We start from the raw sequence: 22,567 nt of genomic DNA, 5'->3' as shown, positions 1-22,567 counted from the left end.
TTAGATGGGAATTGCACCGATAATATCATCTGCATCTTCGAGCCCGCCCGCCATGTCCGTGCCCCGTTTCTACGTCGAAGCCGCCCTCGCCCCGGGCGCTCGCATCGTCCTGCCCGAGGCCGTCGCCCGCCACGCCTTGGGCGCCCTGCGCCTCAAGCCGGGCGCGGCCGTGATGCTGTTCAACGGCGACGGCGGCGAATATGCCGGCGTGCTCGAGGCCAAGGGCAAGGCGGCCTGGGTCGAGTGCCGCGAGCGGCAGGCCCCCCAGCGTGAGTCGCCGCTGGAGATCTGGCTGGCCCAGGGCATCTCGGCCGGCGAGCGCATGGACTACACCATCCAGAAGGCGGTCGAACTCGGGGTGGCCGGCATCGTGCCCCTGGCCATGCGCCGCAGCGTGGTCAAGCTCGACGCCGAGCGGGCCGAGAAGCGGCGGCGGCACTGGCAGGGCATCGCGGTCTCCGCCTGCGAGCAGAGCGGCCGCAACCGGGTGCCCGAAGTGCGGCCGCTGGTGGGCTTCACCAGTTGGCTGGCCGAGGCGAAGAGCGAGGATGCGACCCGCTTCCTGCTCGACCCGGAAGGCGGCAGCCGCCTGGCCGAATTGGCCAGGCCCGGCGGCCGGGTCTGGCTCCTGGCCGGGCCGGAAGGCGGCTTCGATCCGGCAGAGGCGGAGCTGGCAAGGCTGGCCGGCTTCCGGCCGCTGCGCCTGGGGCCGCGCATCCTTCGCACGGAAACCGCAGCCCTCGCGGCGATGGCCGCCATGCAGGCGGTTTGGGGCGATTTCTGAGACCGAACATTGATATAGTTGGCGCAGGAGAAGAACGAGCGAGACCATGATCAAACCGACACAAGAAACCGAGACCTCCTTCGTCGACTGGTTCCGCTCCGCCGCGCCTTACATCCACGCCTTCCGCGGCAAGACCTTCGTCATCGCCTTCGGCGGCGACGCCATGCTGCGGCCCGATTTCGTCGACCTCATCCACGACGTCAACCTGCTCAACGCCCTGGGCGTGCGCCTGGTCCTGGTCCACGGCGTGCGGCCCCAGGTCGAGGAGCGACTGACCGGCGAGGCGCAATACGTGCAGGGCCGGCGGGTGACCGACGCCGAGACCCTGGAGCACGTCAAGGATGCCGTCGGCTCGGTCCGGGTCGACATCGAGAGCCTGCTCTCCATCGGCCTGCCCAACACGCCCATGGCCGGCGCCGAGATTCGCGTCGCCTCAGGCAACTTCGTCACGGCCAAGCCGCTCGGCGTGGTCGAGGGGGTGGACCTCCTGTTCACCGGTGAGGTGCGCAAGGTGGCGGCCGACGCCATCAACGCCCGGCTCGCTGCCGGCGATATCGTGCTGCTGTCGCCGCTGGGCTACTCGCCGACCGGCGAGGTGTTCAACCTGACCCTGGAAGAGGTGGCCACCGCCGCTGCCATCCAGCTCAAGGCGGAGAAGCTGATCTTCCTGCTCGACCACGGCGACACGGTCGACGCCCAGGGCGAACGGATCAGCCAGATCACCGTGGCCGAGGCGGCGAAGGTGCTGAAGAAGCTGCCGGACGGCGACATGAAACTCTATCTGCCGCATGCGGTCGAGGCCTGCCGCTCGGGGGTGCGCCGCGCCCACCTGGTCAGCGCCGATGTCGATGGCGCCCTGCTCATGGAACTGTTCACCCACGAGGGCGTCGGCACCCTGGTCACGGCGCGGCCGGTCGAGACCTTGCGGCCGGCGACCATCGCCGATGTCGGCGGCGTGCTGCAGTTGATCGAGCCCTTGGAGCAGGCAGGGGTGCTGGTCCGCCGCTCGCGCGAGCTCTTGGAGCAGGAGATCGAGCAATTCTTCGTCGACGAACTGGACGGTCGCATCGTCGGCTGCGCCGCGCTCTATCCCTTCGCCGGCGAGCGGGCGGGCGAGATGGCCTGCCTGGCGGTGCATCCGGATTTTCGCGACAGCGGCCGGGGCGAGGCCCTGCTCAAGGCGGTGGAGGAAGCGGCCCGGGCGGCCAAGCTCAAGCGCCTGTTCGTGCTCACTACGCGCACGGCCCACTGGTTCATCGAGCGCGGCTTCTCGCCGGCCACGCCGGACGACCTGCCGGCGGCGCGCAAGGAGCTGTATAACTGGCAGCGTCGGTCCAAGGTCTTCATGAAAGGGCTGTGAATGCCGGCTAGGTGGTGGTTGGTTTCGGGCTGGCTGCTTGTGCTGGCGGCAGCCCTGCCGGCCGCGGCGCAGCCACCCCAGGCGAAGACCCTGAGCATCGGGCTGTTTCCGAATCTGAGCGCGCGCACCCTGGTCACCCTGTATCAGCCCTTGCGCGAGTTCCTCCAGGCCGACCTGGGCTATGCCGTGGAACTGAGGACGGCGGGTGATTTCCACAGTTATATCGAGCGCTTGGCCGAGCGGGAGTTCGATCTTGCCGTGGTGGCACCGCATTTCGCCCGCTATGCCCAACAGGAGGTCGGTTATCAGCCGATCGCCCGTTACCAGGCGCCGGTCGAGGCCTGCATTATCGTGGCCAATTCCTCGACCGCCAGAACCCTGCAGGACCTCAAGGACAGCCGGATCGCCGAGCCCGACAAATTGGCCCTGGTGACCATGCTCGGTGTCGACTTGCTGGAACAGGCCGGCCTGGTCGAAGGGGGCGATTTCGGCCATTACGAGGCCCGTTCGCACAACAATGTCGCGCTGGCCGTGATCAATCGCCAAGCCCCGGCCGGCATGATCGGCTGCCTGCCGCTGGCCCAGCTGCCGGACGAGACCCGCCAGCAATTGCGCATCCTGGCCAAGTCGTCGGCCATGCCCAGCCAGTATTTCATCAGCCACCCGGGCATGGGCCGTGAGGAGCAGGCGCGGTTGGTGCAGGCCCTGTCCCGCTTCTCGGTCAGCTCCGCCGGCCAGGCCTTCCTCAAGCAGTCGGGCCTCAAAGGCATCGAAGCGGCCAATGGAGGTGAACTCAAGGCCACCGACCCTTACGTCAAAAAGCTGCGCAAGCATCTTCGCGACGTGCGCAAGTAGGCCATGCGCACGGTTTCCCTGTTTCACTCGCTCCGCGTCAGGCTGGTCGCCATGACCCTGCTGGTGCAATCGCTGCTGCTGGGTTTTCTCGTCTACAGCCACATCCAGGATGTCGAGCTGCATCTGCGCGAACAGGCCAACCTGCGCCTGCGCGAGGTTTCCGCCCTGCTCAACGTGGCCCTGGCCGGGCCCCTGGTCCAGAGCGATTACGCCGTAGCCAAGGATATCCTGGACGACACCCGACGCAACAGCGGCCTGGACTATCTGTTGCTGCTGGATGGCCGCGGGCAACGGTTTGCCGAATCGGGCTTCAGCTGGGGGCGGCGCCTGCCCCAGCTGGATTCCGATATCGGCCAGGATGGCGGCGACGGCATCTACGATACGGCCATGCCGGTCACCCTGGCTGGCCAGCGCCTGGGTATCCTGCGTTTTGGCGTCAGCACCCGATTTCTGCACGACGCCAAGGACGAGGCCATGGTGCAGAGCCTGGCCATTGCCGGTCTGTTGATATTGCTCTCCCTGCTGTTGCTGACGGCGGTCATGGTTTGGCTGACCCGGCAGTTGCATGGTCTGACCGGGGCGGCCGAGGCGGTGGCCCAGGGTCGATTCGACGTGAGCTTGCCTGTCGCCGGCCAGGACGAGGTGGGTCGCCTGGTGTTCGCCTTCAACTGTATGGCCAAGGCCTTGAACGAGCGCGAGGCGGAACTCCGGGAGTCCCAGAATCATTTGTTGTTCCTGGCCGAACGCGACAGCCTGACCGGCCTTTACAACCGACATTATTTCCGGCGCGAACTGCAACGCCGGCTCGACATCGCCGCCCGTGACCGGCGCGAGGGCGCCCTGCTGCTGTTCGATCTGGATGAGTTCAAGCTGATCAACGACAGCTTCGGTCATCAAGTGGGTGATCTGGTGCTGGTCAAGGTGGCCAGTGAGATCGGCCAGCTGGTGCGGCGCAACGAGACCTTCTGCCGGCTGGGTGGCGATGAGTTCGTGCTGATCACCCACTCGACGACCGAGGCCGAGGTGACGGCCCTGGCCTCGCGCATCGTCACCGCGCTGGGCAATATGCGCTTCGAGGCCGGCGGCCAGCTGCTGCGCCTGTCCTGCAGCCTGGGCGTGGCGCTATTCCCGACCCATGCCAGCGACCCCGAGACCCTGCTGGCCTATGCCGACGCCGCCATGTACCAGGCCAAGCAGATGGGCAAGAACAACTGGCGCATGTACCGGCCCGAGCGCGGCTCGATCGAGGCCAACCTGGCGGTACTGACCTGGCGGGAGCGGATCAGCGTGGCGCTGGAGGCCGGCCTGTTCAGCCTGCTGTTCCAGGGCATCTATGCCATGCCCGAGCGCCGCCTGGTCCATCTCGAGGCCTTGCTACGCATGCGGGACGAGCGGGCCGGCCAGCTGGTGCTGCCCAACTTCTTCATCCCCGTCGCCGAGCGCAGCGGCCAGATCGTGGAGATCGATCGCTGGGTCATCCGCGAGTGCATCCGCCAGTTGCAGCGCAATCCGGCGATGCCGCCGATTGCGATCAACGTCTCCGGCCGTACCTTCGACGATCCGGATACGCCGCGTTATATCGCCGAGCAATTGAAAGCGCACGATGTGGAGCCGAGGCGGCTCATGGTGGAGCTGACCGAGACCGCCGCCCTGTCCGACCTGATCGATGCCGAGCGTTTCATTCGCGAGTTGCGCGAACTCGGCTGCCGCATCTGCCTCGACGACTTCGGCGCCGGCTTCGCTTCCTTTGCCTATCTCAAGCACATCGTGGTCGACACCATCAAGATCGACGGCATGTTCATCCGCGACCTGGCACACGATGAGCAAAGCCAGGTGTTCGTGCGGGCGATGCTGGAGATGGCCCGCGGCCTCGGGGTCAGCTCGGTCGCCGAATGCGTGGAGGACGAGGCCACCCTGCAGGTCTTGCAGGAATTCGGCGTCGACATGGTCCAGGGCTACCATCTGGACCGGCCGCAGGCGGACCACACCGCCCTCGGGTAAAATGCGCCTTCAATTCGTTTGAAGGCTTCGTTGTGCTCACCGTTTCCAATCTCACCATGCAGTTCGGGGCCAAGCCCCTGTTCGAAAACGTCTCCGTCAAGTTCGGCGAGGGCAACCGTTACGGCCTGATCGGCGCCAACGGTTGCGGCAAATCCACCTTCATGAAGATCCTGGCCGGCGTGCTGGAGCCGACCGGCGGCAATGTCAGCATCGACCCGGGCGAGCGCATGGCCTACCTCAAGCAGGACCAGTTCGCCTACGAGGAGATGCGCGTGCTCGACGTGGTGCTCATGGGCCATGCCGAGCTGTGGCAGATCCAGGAAGAGAAGAACGCCATCTACATGAACCCCGAGGCGACGGAGGCGGACTACCTGCACGCCGCCGAGCTGGAGGCCAAATTCGGCGAGCTGGGCGGCTACGACGCCGAGGCCCGGGCCGGCGAGCTGCTCTTGGGGGTGGGCATCCCGACCGAGCGGCACAACGGCCCCATGCGCGAGGTGGCGCCCGGCTGGAAGCTGCGCGTGCTGCTGGCCCAGGCCCTGTTCGCCGACCCGGACATCCTGCTGCTGGACGAGCCGACCAACAACCTCGACATCAACACCATCCGCTGGCTGGAGCATGTGCTGAACGCGCGCAACTCCACCATGATCATCATCTCGCACGACCGCCACTTCCTGAACTCGGTCTGCACCCACATGGCCGACCTCGACTATCAGACCCTGCGCGTCTATCCGGGCAACTACGACGACTACATGGAGGCCTCGACCCTGGCGCGCGAACGCCAGATCGCGGCCAACGCCAAGGCCAAGGAGAAGGTCGCCGAGCTGGAGGAGTTCGTCCGCCGTTTCCGCGCCAACAAGTCCAAGGCGCGTCAGGCCACCAGCCGGATGAAGATGATCGACAAGCTCAAGGTCGAGGACGTCAAGCCTTCCTCGCGGCAGAACCCCTACATCCGTTTCGAGCAGGAAAAGCCGCTCTACCGCCGGGTGGTGGAGGTGCAGAAGCTGCAGGCCGGCTACGATGCGCCGCTGTTCAAGAACCTCAACTTCGTGGTCGATGCCGGCGACAAGGTGGCCATCATCGGCGAGAACGGCGTGGGCAAGACCACCCTGCTGCGCACCCTGATCGGCGAGCTGCCGCCGCAGGCGGGCGAGATCAAGTGGGCGGAGAATGCCAAAATCGGCTATTTCGCCCAGGACCACGCCGCCGACTTCGCCGGCGACACCCCGCTGTTCGACTGGCTGAAGGACTACGCCCAGCCGGGCGACGACGACCAGGTCATCCGCGGTATCCTCGGCCGCCTGCTGTTCTCGGGCGACGACGTGAGAAAGCCGGTCCGGGTGATCTCCGGCGGCGAGCAGGGGCGCATGCTGTTCGGCCGGCTGATGCTGCAGCGCGGCAACGTGCTGGTGCTGGACGAGCCGACCAACCACCTCGACATGGAGTCGATCGAATCGCTCAACCTGGGCCTGGAGAAGTTCGAGGGCACGGTGCTGTTCGTCTCGCACGACCGCCAGTTCGTCAGCTCCCTGGCCAACAAGATCATCGAGCTCAAGATCGATGGCAGCCACGTGGTGTACGACGGCAACTACGAGGATTACCTGGCCAGCCAGGGGCTGGAATAAGGCTTGTCCCTGCGCCGGCCTGCAGTTAGGCTTGCGCTGCAAGGAGGGTGATATGTCCCGGAACAAACGCCATCTGCTACGAGCCGGCCTGATCGCGACCCTGGCGCTGTCGCTGTCCGGCTGCCTCTACGACCGGGCCATGTATGTCATCGAGGGGCGCGACCACTACATTGGCGTCAGCCGGGACCAGAACTGGTTCTGGCAGGACACGGTCAACATCGACCTGATCGCGCACCGCATGCCGGACTGCGTGGAGGCGCTGCGCATCGAAAACGTGCCGCGCAGAGCGGCGATCGAACTGTATTACCCACCGCAGGAATACGTCGAGCCGATCCACATCGCCGAACTGAACCAGGCCTATTACGCCATCAGCACCGCCAGTTGCCGGATCCAGCGTTTCGCCCGCAAACCGGACGACCTGGGCAGGCATGTCGGCAGCTTCAAGGAGTTGCCGGATGGGCGTTTCGATTTCATCGCCGCGAAGTAAGAGCCTGTCTCACAAAATCCTGTGGAGCGCGTTGCCGTCAGAAACGGATGGATGCAAGGTGTGGTGCGTGGGCAATGGTCGTTCCATTGCCAAGCGCCGCAACGCGGCAGACGCCGTTTCTGACGGCAACCCTTCGGGATGGGGCGATTTGCGGGATCAGCCCCGGCGCATGCTGTCGAAGAAGTCCGCATTCGACTTGGTCGCCCGGATCTTGTCGGACAAGAACTCCATCGCCTCCAGGTCGTCCATCGGATACAGCAGCTTGCGCAGCACCCAGACCTTTTGCAGGATCTCCGGCTTGAGCAGCAGTTCTTCCTTGCGGGTGCCGGAGCGGTTGACGTTGATCGCCGGGTAGACCCGCTTTTCCGCCATGCGCCGGTCGAGGTGGATCTCCATGTTGCCGGTGCCCTTGAACTCCTCGTAGATCACGTCGTCCATGCGGCTGCCGGTATCGACCAGGGCGGTGGCCAGGATGGTGAGCGAGCCGCCTTCCTCGATGTTGCGCGCGGCGCCGAAGAAGCGCTTGGGCTTTTGCAGGGCGTTGGCGTCGACGCCGCCGGTGAGCACCTTGCCCGAGGCCGGCACCACGGTGTTGTAGGCGCGGGCCAGGCGGGTGATGGAGTCGAGCAAAATGACCACGTCCTTCTTGGCCTCGACCAGGCGCTTGGCCTTTTCCAGCACCATCTCGGCCACCTGCACGTGACGGCTGGCCGGCTCGTCGAAGGTGGAGGCGACTACCTCGCCGCGCACGGTGCGCTGCATCTCGGTCACTTCCTCCGGCCGCTCGTCGATCAAGAGCACGATCAGGATGACCTCCGGGTGGTTGCTGACGATGGCGTGGGCGATGTGCTGCATCATCACCGTCTTGCCCGACTTCGGCGGGGCCACGATCAGGCCGCGCGAGCCCTTGCCGATGGGGGAGATGATGTCGATGATGCGGCCGGTCATGTTCTCCTCGGCCTTGATGTCGCGCTCCAGCTTGAACGGCACGTTCGGGAACAAGGGCGTGAGGTTCTCGAACATGATCTTGTGCTTGAGCGCCTCGGGCGGCTCGCCGTTCACCTTGTCCAGCTTGGTCAGGGCGAAATAGCGCTCGCCGTCCTTCGGGGTGCGGATCTCGCCCTCGATGGTGTCGCCGGTGTGCAGGTTGAAGCGGCGGATCTGGCTGGGCGAGACGTAGATGTCGTCCGGGCTGGCCAGATACGAGGTGTCGGGCGAACGCAGGAAGCCGTAGCCGTCGGGCAGCACTTCCAGGGCGCCGTCGCCGTGGATGCTCTCGCCCTTCTTGGCCTTGTGCTTGAGCAGGGCGAAGATCAGCTCCTGCTTGCGCATGCGGTTGGCGTTGTCGATCTCGCACGCCTCGGCCATTTCGAGGAGTTGGCTGACGTGCAATTGTTTGAGTTCGGAAAGATGCATGACGACCCTAGAGACGTACGGAATGCCGGAAGCGGCGGGGAAATTCGGGTTTTTGGCGGGGAATCGCCCGGCTCGGTCGAGCCAGGCGGTTACAGACTAGCGAAATTTAGATGTTGCTGTCAACAAAGGCGGTCAACTGGGACTTGGACAGGGCACCGACCTTGGTCGCCTCGACGCTGCCGTTCTTGAACACCATCAGGGTGGGGATGCCGCGGATGCCGTATTTCGGCGGGGTCTGCTGGTTCTCGTCGATGTTCAGCTTGCAGACCTTGACCCGGCCGGCATATTCCTTGGCCACCTCGTCCAGGATCGGGGAGATCATCTTACACGGGCCGCACCAGTCCGCCCAGTAGTCGACCAGCACGGGCAGCGGGGATTGCAGCACCTCCTGCTCGAAGGTGTCGTCGGTTACATAGTGGATATGCTCGCTCATTACGGACCTCGTCAATGAATTCGTGTGGGTAGTTGGCTGGGGGTACAATGGCCAAAGCGGATTTTTGCCGCTATCCTAATCCAAAAGCCCAAGCTGGGAAAGGCACCATGACTTACGTTGTTACCGAGAACTGCATCAACTGTAAATACACGGATTGCGTCGATGTCTGCCCGGTCGACTGCTTCCACGAAGGCCCCAACTTCCTGGTGATCGACCCGGAAGAATGCATTGATTGCACCTTGTGCGTGGCCGAATGCCCCGCCGAGGCGATTTTCGCCGAGGACGACGTGCCGGAGGATCAGCGCCGCTATATCCAGATCAACGCCGATCTGGCCAAGGCCTGGCCGGTGATCGTCGAGAAGAAGGATGCCTTGCCCGACGCCGATGCCTGGCTGGGCAAGCCCGGCAAGGGAGACCTGCTCCAGCGCTAAGCGCGCAGCCCCAGCAAACCCGGCCCAGGCCGGGTTTTTTTATGGCCGGCCACACTGGCGGCCGCTGTTTCCTCGCTCCTGCTGGATCGGTGGGCAGGGCCCCGTGCCATAGGAACAGAACACGCGGCAATGGCCGGGCTTGGGCCGCAAACCCGGTGGCAATGCGTGCATTCATAGAACCTTGGCAGGCTCGGTTGGCATACGCTCGGTTTTGCTGTGGCCGCAATGCGGGCTAATCAGGGTCGAGTCGGGAATAGGGAAGGTCATCGGGGCGCATGCATGGGAAAGCCGCTGTTCTGCGGCATGCTGCCTATACTATTCATCAGATTACGGGTTTACGGATATAGTCTTGTTTGACCACTCAGGCGGGTACCGGGCACCAAGAGGCGCGGACCTGGCCGATCCGGCTCAGGGGGCGGGGGTGGCGTCAATAAACAATATATAGATATAGAGGTTGAAATGACCCTACGGCGGCAGTTGTTCTTCGGTCTGTCCATCGTTTTTCTGCTCATTTGCGGCAGCTTGCTGCTGGTGACCGTGAATGCGACGCGCGACTACCTCGAGCAGCAGCTGGCCTCACATGCCCAGGACACCGCAACGGCACTGACCCGGGTGTTGGGCGAGGCGATGGCCAAGGACGACCGGGTTCTGGCCGAAACCCAGATTGCCGCCGTATTCGATCGGGGTTATTTCCAGCAGATCGCCATACTCTCAACCGGTGGAGCCCGCTTGGTCGGCCGGGAATTGCCGGCCCGCATCGAGGGGGTGCCGGCCTGGTTCACCACCCTGTTCCCATTGAAGACCCCGGCAGGCGAAGCCTTTCTCACGGCAGGCTGGCGCCAGATCGGCAAGATCATCGTCGTCAGCCAACCGACCATCGCCTATCAGCATCTGTGGCAAAACACGGTCGGCATGTTCTGGTGGATCTTCGGCATCTACCTGTTGACGCTGCTGGCCACCCGCATCCTGCTGCGGGTGATCCTGGAGCCGCTGCTCAATATCGAGCGGACCGCGCTGGCGATCGGCCAAAAGCGTTTCGAACGGATCGGCGACATCCCCAAGGCGCGCGAACTGCAACGGGTGGTGGTGGCGATGAACGATCTGTCGCAACGGGTTGCGGCGATTCTCGACGAAGAGACCGCGCGGGCCGAGCGGTACCGCAAGGAGGCCTACGAGGACGAGGTGACGCATCTGGACAACCGGCGCAGCTTCTATCTGCGGCTGAGTCAGGTGCTGCAAGCCGACTACGGCTATGCCGGCGGCGTCCTGATCATGCTCCACCTCGACGGCCTGGACCAGTACAACACCGAATACAGTTACCCCCGGGGCGACAGCCTGCTCGCCGTGATCGCTCATGCCGCCCGCGAGGCCTTGGGCGAGCGCGCCGCGATCATGGCGCGCATGGGCGGTTCCACCTTCGCCTTTCTCTGTCTTGATCTGGATAAGGTGGAGTGCGAAGCGCTGAACAAGGCCTTGCAGGAAAAGGTCAATGCCGTCCTGGTTCACAGCGAGGCCTTCCACCACGTCTTCTACAGCATCGGCGTGGCCTATTTCCACAGCGGTGAGGCCCATAGTCAGATCCTCGGCCGGGCCGACCTGGCCATGGAGACGGCACGGCAATCCGGCCAGAACATGGTCCGGGTTCTGGGCGATGACCTGCCGGTCGCGACGTCCATGGGTTCCTATAGCTGGCGCATGATCATCCAGAGCGCGCTGGAAGAAGAGCGCTGGGTATTGCTGGCGCAGCCGGTGGTCAATCTGGCGGATCGCTCGCCCATGCATCACGAAGTCGTCGCCCGTCTGCTCGACGCCCAGGGCAATCTGATTCCTGCCGCGCATTTCCTGCCCATGGCGCAGCGTCACCAGTTCATGGTGCGGATCGACCGTGCCTTGGTCACCCTGACTCTTGGTCTGCTCGCCAATGCGGAGAGCGACATGGGTCGGCTGGCGGTCAACGTCTCCGCCCAGGGGGTTGCCGACGATGATTTCCTGGGCTGGCTCTCGAACCAGTTGCGGCAGTTGGGGCCGCAGGCGCACCGGCTGGCCTTCGAGATGACCGAATTCGCCTGTACCCGCGATAAGGAGGCGACACAGCGCTTCATCTCGCTGTTGCGCGAGCATGGCGCCCAATTCGGTATCGACCATTTCGGCCTCGATCCGCAGTCGCCCAATGCACTGCGGCAATTCCCGCCGGACTATCTGAAACTGGATGGCGGTCTGGTGCGCGAGTTGCCCCACAACGAAGACAGCCGCATGGTGCTCAAGGCCATCGTGCACCTGGCGCGCTCACTCGACGCCACGGTCATCGCCCAGCATGTGGAGGACGAGGAACTGGTGGCCACGCTGAAGGAGAATCAGGTCGACGGCGCGCAGGGCTACTATTTCGGCAAGCCCGAGCGTATTTGAAGCCCGGTCACTGAAAATCGGCGGACGCCATGATCCCGCACCCGCCTTGGCAACTGGCCCTGTTGGCCGGTGTCGTCACGGCACTGTTCATCCTGCTGCTGGCCAGGTTCGCCAAGCGTCTGTCCTTGCTCGATACCCCTCACGGCCACAAGCAGCACAAGCAGCAGACCCCGGTCGTCGGCGGTATCGCCTTGGCCCTTGGCTTTTTCATCAGCGCCGGCATCGGCGGTTATTGGCCGGCTGTCTCGCCGGCCTTCTGGCTGGCCAGCGCCATGCTCCTGGCAACCGGCGTGTTGGACGACATGCGGGAATTCGGCTCGAGGCCGAAGTTCATCATCCAGATCGCAGGGGCATTGATGATGGTCTATTGGGCCGGCGGGCTGTTGACCGATCTGGGTGATCTGTTCGGTTTCGGCTACGTCCAATTGGGCTGGGCGGCCGTGCCCTTCACCGTCTTCGGCGTCATCGGGGTCATCAATGCCATAAACATGATTGATGGCATTGATGGGCTGGCAGGCGCGCTTGGCCTAGCCAGCTTGTTGGGCTTCGCTGTCATTGCCCAGTCGGCGGGGCTGGCCGGGCAAGCCGAATTGATTTTGTTGCTGGCCGCTACCCTAGTGGTGTTCCTGGGCTTCAACCTGCGCACCCCCTGGCGTAGCCAGGCCGCCATCTTCCTGGGCAACGCCGGCAGCCTGTTTCTGGGTTTCGTCCTGGCCTGGTATGCCGTCACCTTCGCCAGCCCCTCGACGGGATTGATGCAGCCGGTCACCGCCTTGTGGCTACTGGCCATTCCCCTGTTCGATGCCGTGCGCATGACCGGCAAGCGGCTCTGCCGGGGCAGAAACCCCTTCGCGGCCGATCGCGAACATCTGCACCATCTGCTGATGGGATTGGGCATGCCCGTCAGCCGAGTGGTGCCGCTGGTTCTGGTCGTGCACTGTGGCTTTATCGCCCTCGGACTGGCCAACGAGTTCTGGCTGCACTGGCCGGCCCATGGGATGTACCTGGGATTTTTGCTAGTATTTGCCGGGTATGTAGTTTTACTTAGGTGGATTCAGGCCAGATTGGCCGTGGACCCCACCACAGGGTTCCCGCCACCGGGGTGTAACCGACTGAAAAATAATAATATCCGGGTGAAGAGTTCTTAAGCCGTATTCAAGATTGAAAGGGCGTTTCGATGAAAGTGAAGTCCTGCGCATTCCGTCCCACCCTGCTCATGGCCGCCCTGATGGCCTGGCTGCCGAGCGTTCAGGCCGCCGAAGAGGCCGCTGCGCAGCCGGCTCAGCCCGCCCAGTCTGCACAGGGTGAGTCTGCAACGACCCCGGCCGGCGGCGTACCGCCCGCCCCCAGCGTCGGCGGTGGCGGCCTGTTCGATACCTCCACCGGTGCGGCCCAGGCGGCCTTCACGCCCGGTTATGAGGCGGCCGGCATCGGCGGTGGTTTCGGCGGTGAGGTGGTCGGTGTCGGCATGACCACCCCGGTGCGCGGCGCCCCCATCGTCGCGGGCGGCGTCTTCATCTACCCCGGCCTGGGCCTGAACCTGGGTAACAACGACAACGTCACCGGTGCCAATACCAACGAGATCGACTCCACCTTCTATTCCCTGCGCCCGCAGGTGGTGGCCGAGATCAAGACCCGCGGCGACCGCTACACCGCCAGCTATGCCGGCAACTTCACTCGCTACCAGGACAGCTCGGCCGACGACTTCGACCACCACGATCTGCAACTGGCCGGCGACAACGTCTTCACCAGCCGCGCGGCCCTGGGTTGGGGCATCGGCTACATCGAGCGCACCGACCCGCGCGGTTCGACCGACCGTGGTGTCAGCGTCGCGCCGGACAAGTGGCATTCGCCGATCGCCCGCGCCATGTTCGCCTACGGCGCCAAGGGCGCGCAGGGGCGGATCGAGGTCGAGGCCAGCCTGCAGGACAAGACTTACGACAACAACCGGGCGGCGACGCGGGAGTCCGACGTCGAGTTGCGCAATCTGGCCGGCCGCTTCTTCTACCGCGTGGCGCCCAAGACCTCGGTCCTGGTCGAGGCGCGCGATACCGAGGCCGACTACAAGCTTTCTACCTCGACCAACGACAACAATGAGCGCCGCTACTATATCGGCGCCACCTGGGAGGCGACCGCCGCCACCACCGGCATCTTCAAGGTCGGCCGGCTGGAGAAGAAATTCGACAGCCCCAGCCGCCAGGACTTCTCGGGCAGCAGCTGGGAAGGCACCATCCGCTGGCAGCCGCTGACCTATACCGCGTTCGACCTGACCACCTCCAAATCCACCTCGGATTCGACCGGCCAGGGCGACTACATCCTCAACAAATACTACAGCCTGGCCTGGAACCATATGTGGAGCGGCTATCTGGGCACCCGCGTCAACCTCGGGCGCTTGAATTCGGACTATGGCGGCGCCAGCACCCGCAGCGACAAGACCACCAGTTACGGCGTGGCCATCATGTACCAGTGGCGCCGCTGGCTGCAGGTCGGCCTGGACTGGAGCCACGCCAAGCGCGATTCCAACATCAACAGCAACGACTTCACCCGCAATGTCACCATGTTGACGCTGGAAGGCACGCTATAACGACAAGGGCGCCCGGGAACCCGCTGCCCCGGTGCTGGCTCTTGAGCGGTGTGGAGCGCACAATGGGCCTCCCCCGCCGCAGCAGGAAGGTGTGAAACGCTTATGAATCAGGCAGCCGCGATACGTTTTCTTCTCGGCATTGCTTTGCTTTGCACCTCATTCCTTGGCCTGGCCCAAGCCCAGGAGGACGCGGCGCAAGCGGGCAATGCCGCCGACGAGAAGGCCTTTGCCAGCACCTACGCCTCGAGCTACAAGCTGGGGGCGGGCGATTTGATCAGCATTATCGTGTTCGGCGAGGAAGACCTCAGCAAGCAGAAGATCCGCCTGACCGATGCCGGCACCGTGCCGTATCCCGTGCTGGGCGAAATCCAGATCGCCGGTCTCACGGTGGGCGATCTGGAGCGCAAGATCACCGAAGGCCTGCGCGGCCGTTATCTGGTCAATCCCCGGGTCTCGGTGCAGATCGAGGAATACCGGCCTTTCTACATCAACGGCATGGTGTTCAAGCCCGGCGGTTATCCCTTCCAGCCCGGTCTTACCGTGCGCAAGGCCGCTTCCATCGCCGGCGGCTTCAGGGAACGGGCCTCCCTGCAGAAGATCTTCATCATCCGCGAGGGCGATCCCACGCAGCGCCCGCAAAAAGTCGACCTCAACACCGCGGTCAATCCGGGCGACATCATCACCGTGGAAGAGAGCTTTTTCTGATCGCGCGCGGCCGGCCCAAACCTGGCCGGGTCCGCGTCATATTGAATCGCCTGTCATAGAGAGTTGCGCCAGATGAATGCAGCCAGCACACGTGAGACCGGGGCGAACCCGGTTTTCGTCGACGAAGCGCCGGCCGACGAGGACAAACTCGATCTGCTCGAATACTGGCGCAGCATCGCCAAGCGCAAATGGCCCATCCTGGGCTTCGCCCTGTCGGTCGCCGTGGTGGCGGCGGTGATCGCCTTCGTCATGACCCCGATCTACCGCTCCACCGTCACCCTGCTGATCGAGGCCGACAAAAGCAAAGTCGTCTCGATCGAGGACGTCTACAGCGGCGTTTCCCAGAACCGGGAGCACTTCCAGACCCAGGTCGAGATCCTCAAGTCGCGCGAAGTCGCCCTGAAGACCATTGCCAAGCTCAAACTCTGGGAGCGGCCGGAATACGACCCGCGTCAAAAGAAGACCGGTGCGATCCAGGGCCTGCTCGAAGCCATCGGCTTCTCCAGTGAAGGGAAAGAACCGGTCTGGAACGAGGCCACCCTCGCGGCGGCGATCTACCCGAAATTCGCCAGCCAGGTGTCCATCGAACCGGTGCGCTTGAGCCAACTGGTGAAGATCAGCGTCGAGAACGAGGACAAGGAGCTGGCGGCGCGCGCCGCCAACACCATGGCCCGGGTCTATATCGAGAACGATTTGGAAACCCGCTTCCAGATGACGAATCAGGCCAGCGCCTGGCTGCAGGAACGCCTGGGGGCGTTGCGCGAAAGCCTGACCGCCTCGGAACGGGCCCTGCAGGAATACCGTGACCGCACCGGCATGGTGGTGGCGGAACAGGCCGCGCAAAGCGGGGCCGGCATCCAGATCGCCGGGGCCATGCAGCGCTTGATCGATGCCCGGGTGCGCCGGGCCGAGGCCGAAAGCGCCTACAACCAGATCCGGAATGCCGACCGGAACACCGACCTCAGCGCCTTGCCGGCGGTGCTGCGCAACCCCATCGTGGCCGAGGCCAAGCGCCAGGAATCCGATGCCGAGCGCAAGCTGTCCGAGCTCTCCCAGCGCTACGGCCGGGAGCACCCCAAGATCGTGCAGGCCGAGGCGGAATTGCAGGCGGCCCGGGAGAACGTGCAGCGCCGGGTCGACACGGTGGTCGCCAGCGTCACCCGGGAATACGAAGCGGCCAAGGCTACCGAGCGCACCCTGGAAGGCATCGTCAGCCAGGCACGCGGCGCGGTGCAGAGCGTCAACCGCAAGGAATTCCAACTCAGCGCCTTGGAGCGCGAGGTCGAGGCCAACCGCCAAATGTACGACATGTTCATGAAGCGAGCCAAGGAGACGCATGTCGCAGGCGATCTGCAAACCGCGGTCGCGCGCGTGGTCGACCCTGCCGTGGTGAGCAATACCCCGGTCAAGCCGAAGAAGCAGCTGATCGTCCTGGTGGCGGGCATGCTCGGGCTGCTGGGGGGGGCGCTCACTTCGCTCGTGCTCGACCGCCTGGACAACACCCTCAAGACCACCGAGGATGTCGAGACCAAGCTCAAGCACCCCCTGCTCACCACCCTGCCGATATTGGCCAAGAACGATGCCGAGCGCACCTCGCACGTCTTCACCGACGAGCCCGATTCGGTCTATGCCGAGGCGATCCGCACCGCCCGTACCGGTGTGCTGCTCTCCGCCCTGGATGCGCCGAGCCGGGTGCTGGTGATCAGCTCCAGCCTGCCGGGCGAGGGCAAGACCACCTTCGCCATCAACCTGGCGCTGGCCCACGCCCAAACCAAGAAGACCCTGCTGCTCGATGCCGACATGCGCCGGCCGACCGTGGCCAAGCGGCTGAACCTGGCGCCCGGCAGCAAGGGCCTGTCCAACTTCGTCTCCGGTGCGGCCGAGTTGAAGGAGTGCGTGCACATGGTGGCCGGCACAAACCTGGCTGTGCTCGGTGCCGGCACCATCCCGCCCAATCCGCTGGAGCTGCTGTTGTCGCAGAAATTCAGGGACGCGCTGGCCCGGCTGCAGCAGGTGTTCGACATCATCGTCATCGACTCGCCGCCGGTCGAACTGGTTTCCGATGCCATGGTGCTGGCCGAGCAGGCCAACGGCGTGATCTACGTCACCAAGGCCAACGCCACCCCCTATCAGTTGGTGCGCAAAGGCCTGGCCCGCAGCGAGCGGGCTGGCGGCCGAATCCTAGGCATCGTGCTCAATCAGTTCGATTTCGAGCATGCCGAGAAGTATTACGGCGACTATTCGGGCTACAGCAAGTATGACTACAAGAGCGCCTATGGCAGCGCCTACAGCAGTGCCTACGGCAGCGACAAAACGCCGGCCTGATTTCCGCGTGAACGGCCGGGCTGTTGCCGGCCTGCCCTGACGCTGCCATGATCGACCTGCATTGCCACTTCATCCCCGGCGTCGACGATGGCCCGCAGACGGTGCACGAGGCCGTCGACCTGGCGGAAATGGCGGTGGCCGACGGCATCCGGCTGTCGGTGCTGACGCCCCATGTCCACCCGACCCGCTACAGCAACACCCGCAGCTCGCTACGCCAGGAATTCGAGGCGTTTCATGAATTGTTGCAGTTGAGAAAAATTCCACTCGAGATTCGCCTGGGCGGCGAGATGCGGCTGGAGCCGGAATCGTTCGAGTTGATTTTGCGAGAAGAGGTGCCTTTCCTGGGCGAGGTCGATGGCTACCGCATCCTGCTGCTCGAATTCCCGCACCAGCTCATCCCCGTCGGCAGCGAGGCCTTCGTCGACAAGCTGCTCGAGTTGAAGATTCGTCCCCTGATCGCCCACCCCGAGCGCAACAAGATGGCGATGCAGAATCCGGAGCGGATCCGGCCCTTCGTCGACATGGGCTGCTGGCTGCAGCTCACGGCGGGTTCCTTCGTCGGCCAGTTCGGCGAGACGGCGCAGAAGACCGCGCTTTATCTGCTGGAACAGGAGTGGGTCTGGGTGCTGGCGACCGATGCCCACAATTGCAAGCACCGGCCGCCGAACCTGAGCGCCGGCTTCGAGGCCGTCAGCCACCTGCTGGGTGCCGACCTGGCCCAGCGCATGGTATATGACCGGCCGGCCCGCATTCTCGGCCTGCCGGAGCGAGGCGGCGCATGAACCGTGCCCGCCGTCATCCCCTGGCCTGGGCGCTGCTCGGCCTCGGTCTGCTGGTCGCCGTCGTTTCCGCCTATCACGGCGGGCGCGCCGCGCTGGCCGATGCCTTCACCCTGAAGGCGCGCTGGCAGATCGGCCAATGGCGCGATGGCGAAGACCTGCCGGCCGAGATCGAAAAATGGCGCAATGCTCGGGACGACCTGCAACAGGCGCTGGCCCTCACCCCGGACAACCCGCAGCTCTACGACGACTTGGGTTTCCTCTATGCCCTGCGGGCCTACCGCGCCCTGGCCGTGCCCGACCTGGCACGGCCGCTTTTGCAGCAGGCCCTGACGTATTACCGCCAGGCCAGCCTGCGGCGGCCGATGTCGCCCCACACCTGGGCCAACATCGCCCTGGCCCGGCACTATCTGGGCGAGTCAGGGCCCGAGCTGTGGCAGGCCTTCGACCTGGCCATGGCCTACGGCCAGAACGAGCCGGCCGTGCAAACCGGCCTGGCCGAGATAGGTCTGGCGCGCTGGGGCACGCTCAGTCCTGAACGCAAGGCGGCCCTGCGCGCCGCCCATGCCCGGGCACTGCCGACATTGCAAAAACAGCTGGTCGCCATCGCCAGGCGGCATGGCGTGGCAGACTACCCTTGAGGGGGGGACAAAACGTAAATGCTCCCCCTCCCAGCCTCCCCCATAAATGGGGGAGGGGACATGGCTGAGCTGGGCCTGAGCCCCTCCCAGCCTCCCCCATAAATGGGGGAGGGGACGTGGCTGAGCTGGGTTTGAGCCCCTTCCGAGTCTGCCTCATGAAAGGGGAGGAGTCTCGGGCCGGTACCAAATGCCCCCCATTCATGGTGAGGGCAGGGGCCTCGCCACTTTCATTTGTGAGCATCTGCTCAAATGCCCCCTCCCCATTTATGGGGAGGGCAGGGGAGGGGACGATTTTCAGTCAACCAGAGCAGACCCAAAATGATGGGCTGTGCAAAGAGAATAATACCCCCGGGGCCAGATCAGGCCGGGCTCGCCGGAGCCAGCGCATGTTTGTGGCTGCCCCGCGGCAGCAGCGCCACGCACCAAGCCATGGCCAGAATGACAGTAAAAGTCAGCGCATTGGCCGGAATCTGCAGATTGAAATCCACCGTGTTGTGAATGGCGAGGGCGACGATCGCCATCAGCACCGCGAAGGCCATGCCGCGCGCGAGGGGCGAGCGGCGCCTGGCCAGCACCCACAGCGCCCGGCCCGCCGCCAGCAGCGTAACGCCACCCAGCAAGAGCAAGCCCAGCACGCCGGTGTCGGCCGCGATCTCGGCGTAGTCGTTGTGGGCGTGGTCGTAGAACAGGTCGATCTCGGCCGGCCGGTAGCGGGAAAAGGCATTGTAAAAACTGCCGCCACCGCTGCCGAACGCGGCAAAGTCCCGGATCAGGCCCAGGCTGTAGGCCGCCGGCACCGCGCGTTCCTCCAGGGACTGCTCGCGCATGGACAGGGTGGGCGGCTTGATCGCGGCTGCCGCTCGACCGGTTTGCGCGGGCTCCGCCTCAGGCAGGCCGGTTTCGCCGGTCTCGGCCAGCAAGGGCGTGTTCTGAATGCGCTGCACCACCTTCTCCACCCCCACCCAGGTACCGATGATGAAGATGTCGATGATCACCAGGCTGGCGATCAGCCCGAGCGTGGCCGGGGCCATGCGGCGCGAGAGGATGAGCGCGATCACGCCGACGATCAGCATCGCTGAAAAGAAGGCCGTATTGCCCATGCGCGAGCGGGTGAGCACCAGGGCGATCACCATGATCACCAGCATCAGGCGCAGGCGCATCTTGGGGCTGATGAGAAAACGCAGGGCGGCGACCAGCCGATGGCGCCAGCCCTGGCTGCCGGCACTGCCGTTGCCCAGCCGGCTGAGCATGAGGCCGATGCCGACTGCCAGGCACAACTCCATATAGCCGGCGAAATGGTTGCGGTTGACGAAGGTGCCGATCACCTTGTCATGCGACACCTCGGTGAAGAACAAGCGGTACTGGGCCTCGAAGGAATACAGCACCGCGCCCAGCACGGCATGGGCAAGGCCGCACCATACCAGCACCTCGGCCAGGCGCTCGATGCGCTGGCTCTGGCGCAGGGTGAGCGCGGCGACCAGGAAGGCGATGAAGTAGACCACGCTCAGGCTGGCATACAGCCGGCTGTGATACGGGTCGATACTGAGGCGATAGGCCAGGCCGGCCTCGGCCAGGCCGGCCGCCGACTGCACGCGATAGCTTTCCGGAGACAGCGCGGCCAGCCACGCCCCCGGCAAGGGCAGGCTTTGCAATTGGGTGAGCAGCACATAGGCGCCCAGCAGCATGAGCGGCCAGCGAAAATCCCGCAGCCGGCTCAGGGCCAGAGACGGGTGATGGCGCCAGCTATAAATGGCGCCGGCCAGCAAGGCCAGCGCCCAGGCCAGCAGAATCCCCACCGCCCAGATACGGTTGCTGGCCAGGGGCAGCGGGGCCCAAACCAGCAGCCCCAGCAGGCCGTAGTAGACCCACTGGTCGGGGATGTGGGCAGTGGAATGCGCTGTGGTGGTGACTGGGGGCATGGGCTGACGTAGAGACGCCTATGTTTTCGATTCGTCATGCCGGACTTGATCCGGCATCCAAGAAATCAAATCAAACAGGCTCAAAAAAAATGGCAGCGCAGGCTGCCATTTCAAATCGATGTGCCGCTTAGCTCGGGCTGGCAGTTCCACCGCCGCCACCGCCTGCCGGCGGCGGCGTGAAGCTGAAGGGGGCACCCGGCTGCCCGGTCGGGCCGGTTGGGCCGGTCGGACCTGCAGGGCCGGCAGCAGTCGGCGGGGTGATCGTCGTCGGGTCCACGCCGGATGCGATGGCGACCTGCATGGCAGCCTGCGGGGTGATGGCGCCGGTGGAAACTGCGGCTTGCATCACGCTCTGCGCCGGGGCACCCGCCGTGATGGCGGCCTGGATCACGGCATCGGCAGGGGCGCCGGAAGAAATGGCGGCTGCGACGACCGGGTTGGCCGGCATGCCGGCGGCGATCATCGAGGTCACCACCTGGCCGGGCGGAAAGCCTTGGGTGATCAGCGCCGAAGTCAGGGTGCTGGGGGTGATGCCGGCGGCGGCGGCAGCGCTGATGATGGTGGCCAAATCCTGCCCCTGCTGCATGCGCTGCTGGATTTCATTCTCCACTTGGGCCATACCCATGCCCGGTTGGAATGCGGCGTAGGCGGAAAAGCTTCCGGCCAAGGCGGCAGCGAGCAAAGTGTGCTTGAGCCGATTTTTCATGATGCAACCCCTACGCGTGCGTGTAGTTTCTGGTGCCAAAGTAGCACTGCTGGCAAGGGTATGTCAATGAAACATAAGACGTTATTAATAATCTGAATGCTGATTCATCTGCCATTTCCAGGTGTCGGCGCACATCTCCGCTATGCCCCGTGCCGCCTTCCAGCCCAAGAGTCTTTCGGCCAGGCCGGGGTCGGCATAGTAGGCAGCAATATCGCCGGGCCGACGTTCGGCGATTTGGTATGGAATGGCCCTGCCACTTGCCCGCTCGAATGCGTGCACCATCTCCAGCACGCTATGGCCCTGGCCGGTACCCAGGTTCACTGTCGCCAAGCCGGGTGTGCAGGCCAGATGACGCAGAACGGCCAAGTGTCCCAGCGCCAAATCCATCACATGGATATAGTCGCGCACCCCCGTCCCGTCCGGTGTGGCGTAATCGCCGCCGTAAACTGTGAGCTGCGGCAGCCGGCCGGCAGCCACCTGGGCAATGTAGGGCATCAGGTTGTTGGGGACGCCGTTCGGGTCTTCGCCGATCAGGCCGGAGTCGTGTGCACCTACCGGGTTGAAGTAGCGCAACAGGCCGATGCGCCAGTCAGAATCGGAACGGTGCAGATCGCGTAGCATGTCCTCGATCATCAGCTTGGTCCGGCCATAGGTATTGGCCGGGGCGAGCGGGAAATCCTCCCGTATCGGATTGCTCGCAGGCTCGCCATACACCGTGGCCGAGGAAGAAAAGACCACGGTCTTGACGCCCGCATCCATCATGGTCTCAAACAAGACCAGGCTGCCCGTCACATTGTTGTCGTAGTAGCGCAACGGCTGGGCCTCGGCTTCACCCACCGCCTTGAGCCCGGCGAAGTGGATGACAGCGTCGAAGCGATGCGCCTTGAATAGGTCGCGCATGGCCGCCCTGTCGCGGACATCGGCCTGGATGAAGTCCGGCCTGTGGCCGGCAATGCGCTCGATCCGGTTGAGCACGTCGGCCTTGCTGTTGCACAGGTTGTCGACTATGACCGCCTCGTAACCCGCTGCCAGCAATTCCACCACGGTGTGGGAGCCGATATAGCCCGTGCCGCCGGTAACCAGAATTTTCATAGTCTACCCATCGTCAAG

Annotated in this window: 20 protein-coding genes; 14 read left to right on the top strand and 6 right to left on the bottom strand. The window is 64.4% G+C overall.

The genetic code is table 11. From position 1 onward, the window contains the following. Positions 1-52 precede the first annotated feature (52 nt). The 6 genes from EL388_RS12405 to EL388_RS12380 are packed head-to-tail and all read left to right on the top strand — an operon-like array spanning position 53 to position 7,112. Complete coding sequence (locus tag EL388_RS12405; protein WP_126463701.1) at positions 53-784, top strand: 16S rRNA (uracil(1498)-N(3))-methyltransferase; 732 nt, start codon at positions 53-55, stop codon at positions 782-784. Between the two features lie 46 nt (positions 785-830). Continuing rightward, positions 831-2,144, top strand: coding sequence for an amino-acid N-acetyltransferase (gene argA / locus EL388_RS12400; RefSeq protein WP_126463700.1), 1,314 nt, complete (start codon positions 831-833; stop codon positions 2,142-2,144). Continuing rightward, a complete protein-coding gene (locus tag EL388_RS12395) occupies positions 2,145-2,999 on the top strand; it encodes a phosphate/phosphite/phosphonate ABC transporter substrate-binding protein (protein WP_126463699.1) in 855 nt (284 codons plus the stop codon). Between the two features lie 3 nt (positions 3,000-3,002). Further along, positions 3,003-5,000 (top strand): putative bifunctional diguanylate cyclase/phosphodiesterase, encoded by a 1,998-nt coding sequence (locus tag EL388_RS12390; RefSeq protein ID WP_126463698.1) that lies wholly within the window; start codon positions 3,003-3,005, stop codon positions 4,998-5,000. After that, a complete protein-coding gene (locus EL388_RS12385; RefSeq protein ID WP_476755998.1) occupies positions 4,892-6,625 on the top strand; it encodes an ABC-F family ATPase in 1,734 nt (577 codons plus the stop codon). The genes EL388_RS12390 and EL388_RS12385 overlap by 109 nt, the downstream gene beginning before the upstream one ends. 52 nt (positions 6,626-6,677) lie before the next feature. Then, positions 6,678-7,112, top strand: coding sequence for a hypothetical protein (locus tag EL388_RS12380; protein ID WP_126463696.1), 435 nt, complete (start codon positions 6,678-6,680; stop codon positions 7,110-7,112). Positions 7,113-7,268: 156 nt separating this feature from the next. Here the strand turns inward: EL388_RS12380 and rho are convergent, their stop codons facing one another. Together rho and trxA are read right to left on the bottom strand one after the other, a co-directional pair. Further along, on the bottom strand, positions 7,269-8,528 hold the full coding sequence (gene rho / locus EL388_RS12375) for a transcription termination factor Rho (RefSeq protein ID WP_126463695.1): 1,260 nt from the start codon (positions 8,526-8,528) through the stop codon (positions 7,269-7,271). 106 nt (positions 8,529-8,634) lie between these two features. Further along, positions 8,635-8,961, bottom strand: a complete 327-nt coding sequence (trxA, locus tag EL388_RS12370) for a thioredoxin TrxA (RefSeq protein WP_126463694.1) — start codon at positions 8,959-8,961, stop codon at positions 8,635-8,637. Between the two features lie 107 nt (positions 8,962-9,068). On the opposite strand from trxA, the gene fdxA reads away from it, so the two are divergent. Next, on the top strand, positions 9,069-9,392 hold the full coding sequence (gene fdxA / locus EL388_RS12365; RefSeq protein WP_126463693.1) for a ferredoxin FdxA: 324 nt from the start codon (positions 9,069-9,071) through the stop codon (positions 9,390-9,392). A 39-nt stretch (positions 9,393-9,431) separates the two neighbouring features. On the opposite strand, the gene EL388_RS14345 is transcribed toward fdxA, so the two are convergent. Next, positions 9,432-9,563 carry a GDCCVxC domain-containing (seleno)protein gene (locus tag EL388_RS14345; RefSeq protein WP_269470947.1) on the bottom strand — a complete coding sequence of 44 codons (132 nt, stop codon included), beginning with the start codon at positions 9,561-9,563 and terminating at the stop codon, positions 9,432-9,434. 288 nt (positions 9,564-9,851) lie between these two features. Between EL388_RS14345 and EL388_RS12355 the strand changes: the two genes are divergently transcribed. The 7 genes from EL388_RS12355 (at position 9,852) to EL388_RS12325 (ending at position 18,832) form a co-directional block, all read left to right on the top strand. Continuing rightward, positions 9,852-11,798 carry an EAL domain-containing protein gene (locus EL388_RS12355; protein WP_126463692.1) on the top strand — a complete coding sequence of 649 codons (1,947 nt, stop codon included), beginning with the start codon at positions 9,852-9,854 and terminating at the stop codon, positions 11,796-11,798. A gap of 29 nt (positions 11,799-11,827) precedes the next feature. Next, positions 11,828-12,946 (top strand): MraY family glycosyltransferase, encoded by a 1,119-nt coding sequence (locus EL388_RS12350; protein ID WP_126463691.1) that lies wholly within the window; start codon positions 11,828-11,830, stop codon positions 12,944-12,946. Positions 12,947-12,975: 29 nt separating this feature from the next. Continuing rightward, on the top strand, positions 12,976-14,382 hold the full coding sequence (locus tag EL388_RS12345; RefSeq protein ID WP_126463690.1) for an outer membrane beta-barrel protein: 1,407 nt from the start codon (positions 12,976-12,978) through the stop codon (positions 14,380-14,382). 102 nt (positions 14,383-14,484) lie between these two features. Then, entirely contained in the window at positions 14,485-15,087 is a 603-nt protein-coding gene (locus EL388_RS12340; protein ID WP_126463689.1) for a polysaccharide biosynthesis/export family protein, read from the top strand. A 72-nt stretch (positions 15,088-15,159) separates the two neighbouring features. Further along, complete coding sequence (locus EL388_RS12335) at positions 15,160-17,412, top strand: GumC family protein (RefSeq protein ID WP_126463688.1); 2,253 nt, start codon at positions 15,160-15,162, stop codon at positions 17,410-17,412. A gap of 47 nt (positions 17,413-17,459) precedes the next feature. Next, the gene (locus EL388_RS12330; protein ID WP_126463687.1) at positions 17,460-18,194 is read left to right on the top strand and encodes a tyrosine-protein phosphatase; all 735 of its coding nucleotides are present in this window, start codon (positions 17,460-17,462) and stop codon (positions 18,192-18,194) included. Then, complete coding sequence (locus tag EL388_RS12325; protein ID WP_126463686.1) at positions 18,191-18,832, top strand: hypothetical protein; 642 nt, start codon at positions 18,191-18,193, stop codon at positions 18,830-18,832. Before EL388_RS12330 ends, EL388_RS12325 begins: the two co-directional genes overlap by 4 nt. Before the next feature lie 359 nt (positions 18,833-19,191). On the opposite strand, the gene EL388_RS12320 is transcribed toward EL388_RS12325, so the two are convergent. From EL388_RS12320 to galE, 3 genes are all read right to left on the bottom strand, one after another. After that, on the bottom strand, positions 19,192-20,751 hold the full coding sequence (locus tag EL388_RS12320; RefSeq protein ID WP_126463685.1) for an O-antigen ligase family protein: 1,560 nt from the start codon (positions 20,749-20,751) through the stop codon (positions 19,192-19,194). Between the two features lie 127 nt (positions 20,752-20,878). Then, positions 20,879-21,457: a hypothetical protein gene (locus tag EL388_RS12315; RefSeq protein WP_126463684.1), complete on the bottom strand. Its 579-nt coding sequence runs from the start codon at positions 21,455-21,457 to the stop codon at positions 20,879-20,881. An 84-nt stretch (positions 21,458-21,541) separates the two neighbouring features. After that, a complete protein-coding gene (galE, locus tag EL388_RS12310) occupies positions 21,542-22,549 on the bottom strand; it encodes a UDP-glucose 4-epimerase GalE (RefSeq protein WP_126463683.1) in 1,008 nt (335 codons plus the stop codon). Between the last annotated feature and the right edge of the window lie 18 nt (positions 22,550-22,567).

Origin of the sequence: Sulfuritortus calidifontis (assembly GCF_003967275.1) — a bacterium.
Taxonomy (GTDB): domain Bacteria; phylum Pseudomonadota; class Gammaproteobacteria; order Burkholderiales; family Thiobacillaceae; genus Sulfuritortus; species Sulfuritortus calidifontis.
This window is presented reverse-complemented; position numbering and strand designations above follow the sequence as displayed.

Excerpts from the sequence above, each read along its gene's own strand:
- EL388_RS12405 (WP_126463701.1), top strand. The coding sequence starts at position 53 with ATGTCCGTGCCCCGTTTCTACGTCGAAGCCGCCCTCGCCCCGGGCGCT.
- argA (WP_126463700.1), top strand. The coding sequence starts at position 831 with ATGATCAAACCGACACAAGAAACCGAGACCTCCTTCGTCGACTGGTTC.
- EL388_RS12395 (WP_126463699.1), top strand. The coding sequence starts at position 2,145 with ATGCCGGCTAGGTGGTGGTTGGTTTCGGGCTGGCTGCTTGTGCTGGCG.
- EL388_RS12390 (WP_126463698.1), top strand. The coding sequence starts at position 3,003 with ATGCGCACGGTTTCCCTGTTTCACTCGCTCCGCGTCAGGCTGGTCGCC.
- EL388_RS12385 (WP_476755998.1), top strand. The coding sequence starts at position 4,892 with ATGCGTGGAGGACGAGGCCACCCTGCAGGTCTTGCAGGAATTCGGCGT.
- EL388_RS12380 (WP_126463696.1), top strand. The coding sequence starts at position 6,678 with ATGTCCCGGAACAAACGCCATCTGCTACGAGCCGGCCTGATCGCGACC.
- rho (WP_126463695.1), bottom strand. The coding sequence starts at position 8,528 with ATGCATCTTTCCGAACTCAAACAATTGCACGTCAGCCAACTCCTCGAA.
- trxA (WP_126463694.1), bottom strand. The coding sequence starts at position 8,961 with ATGAGCGAGCATATCCACTATGTAACCGACGACACCTTCGAGCAGGAG.
- fdxA (WP_126463693.1), top strand. The coding sequence starts at position 9,069 with ATGACTTACGTTGTTACCGAGAACTGCATCAACTGTAAATACACGGAT.
- EL388_RS14345 (WP_269470947.1), bottom strand. The coding sequence starts at position 9,563 with ATGCACGCATTGCCACCGGGTTTGCGGCCCAAGCCCGGCCATTGCCGC.
- EL388_RS12355 (WP_126463692.1), top strand. The coding sequence starts at position 9,852 with ATGACCCTACGGCGGCAGTTGTTCTTCGGTCTGTCCATCGTTTTTCTG.
- EL388_RS12350 (WP_126463691.1), top strand. The coding sequence starts at position 11,828 with ATGATCCCGCACCCGCCTTGGCAACTGGCCCTGTTGGCCGGTGTCGTC.
- EL388_RS12345 (WP_126463690.1), top strand. The coding sequence starts at position 12,976 with ATGAAAGTGAAGTCCTGCGCATTCCGTCCCACCCTGCTCATGGCCGCC.
- EL388_RS12340 (WP_126463689.1), top strand. The coding sequence starts at position 14,485 with ATGAATCAGGCAGCCGCGATACGTTTTCTTCTCGGCATTGCTTTGCTT.
- EL388_RS12335 (WP_126463688.1), top strand. The coding sequence starts at position 15,160 with ATGAATGCAGCCAGCACACGTGAGACCGGGGCGAACCCGGTTTTCGTC.
- EL388_RS12330 (WP_126463687.1), top strand. The coding sequence starts at position 17,460 with ATGATCGACCTGCATTGCCACTTCATCCCCGGCGTCGACGATGGCCCG.
- EL388_RS12325 (WP_126463686.1), top strand. The coding sequence starts at position 18,191 with ATGAACCGTGCCCGCCGTCATCCCCTGGCCTGGGCGCTGCTCGGCCTC.
- EL388_RS12320 (WP_126463685.1), bottom strand. The coding sequence starts at position 20,751 with ATGCCCCCAGTCACCACCACAGCGCATTCCACTGCCCACATCCCCGAC.
- EL388_RS12315 (WP_126463684.1), bottom strand. The coding sequence starts at position 21,457 with ATGAAAAATCGGCTCAAGCACACTTTGCTCGCTGCCGCCTTGGCCGGA.
- galE (WP_126463683.1), bottom strand. The coding sequence starts at position 22,549 with ATGAAAATTCTGGTTACCGGCGGCACGGGCTATATCGGCTCCCACACC.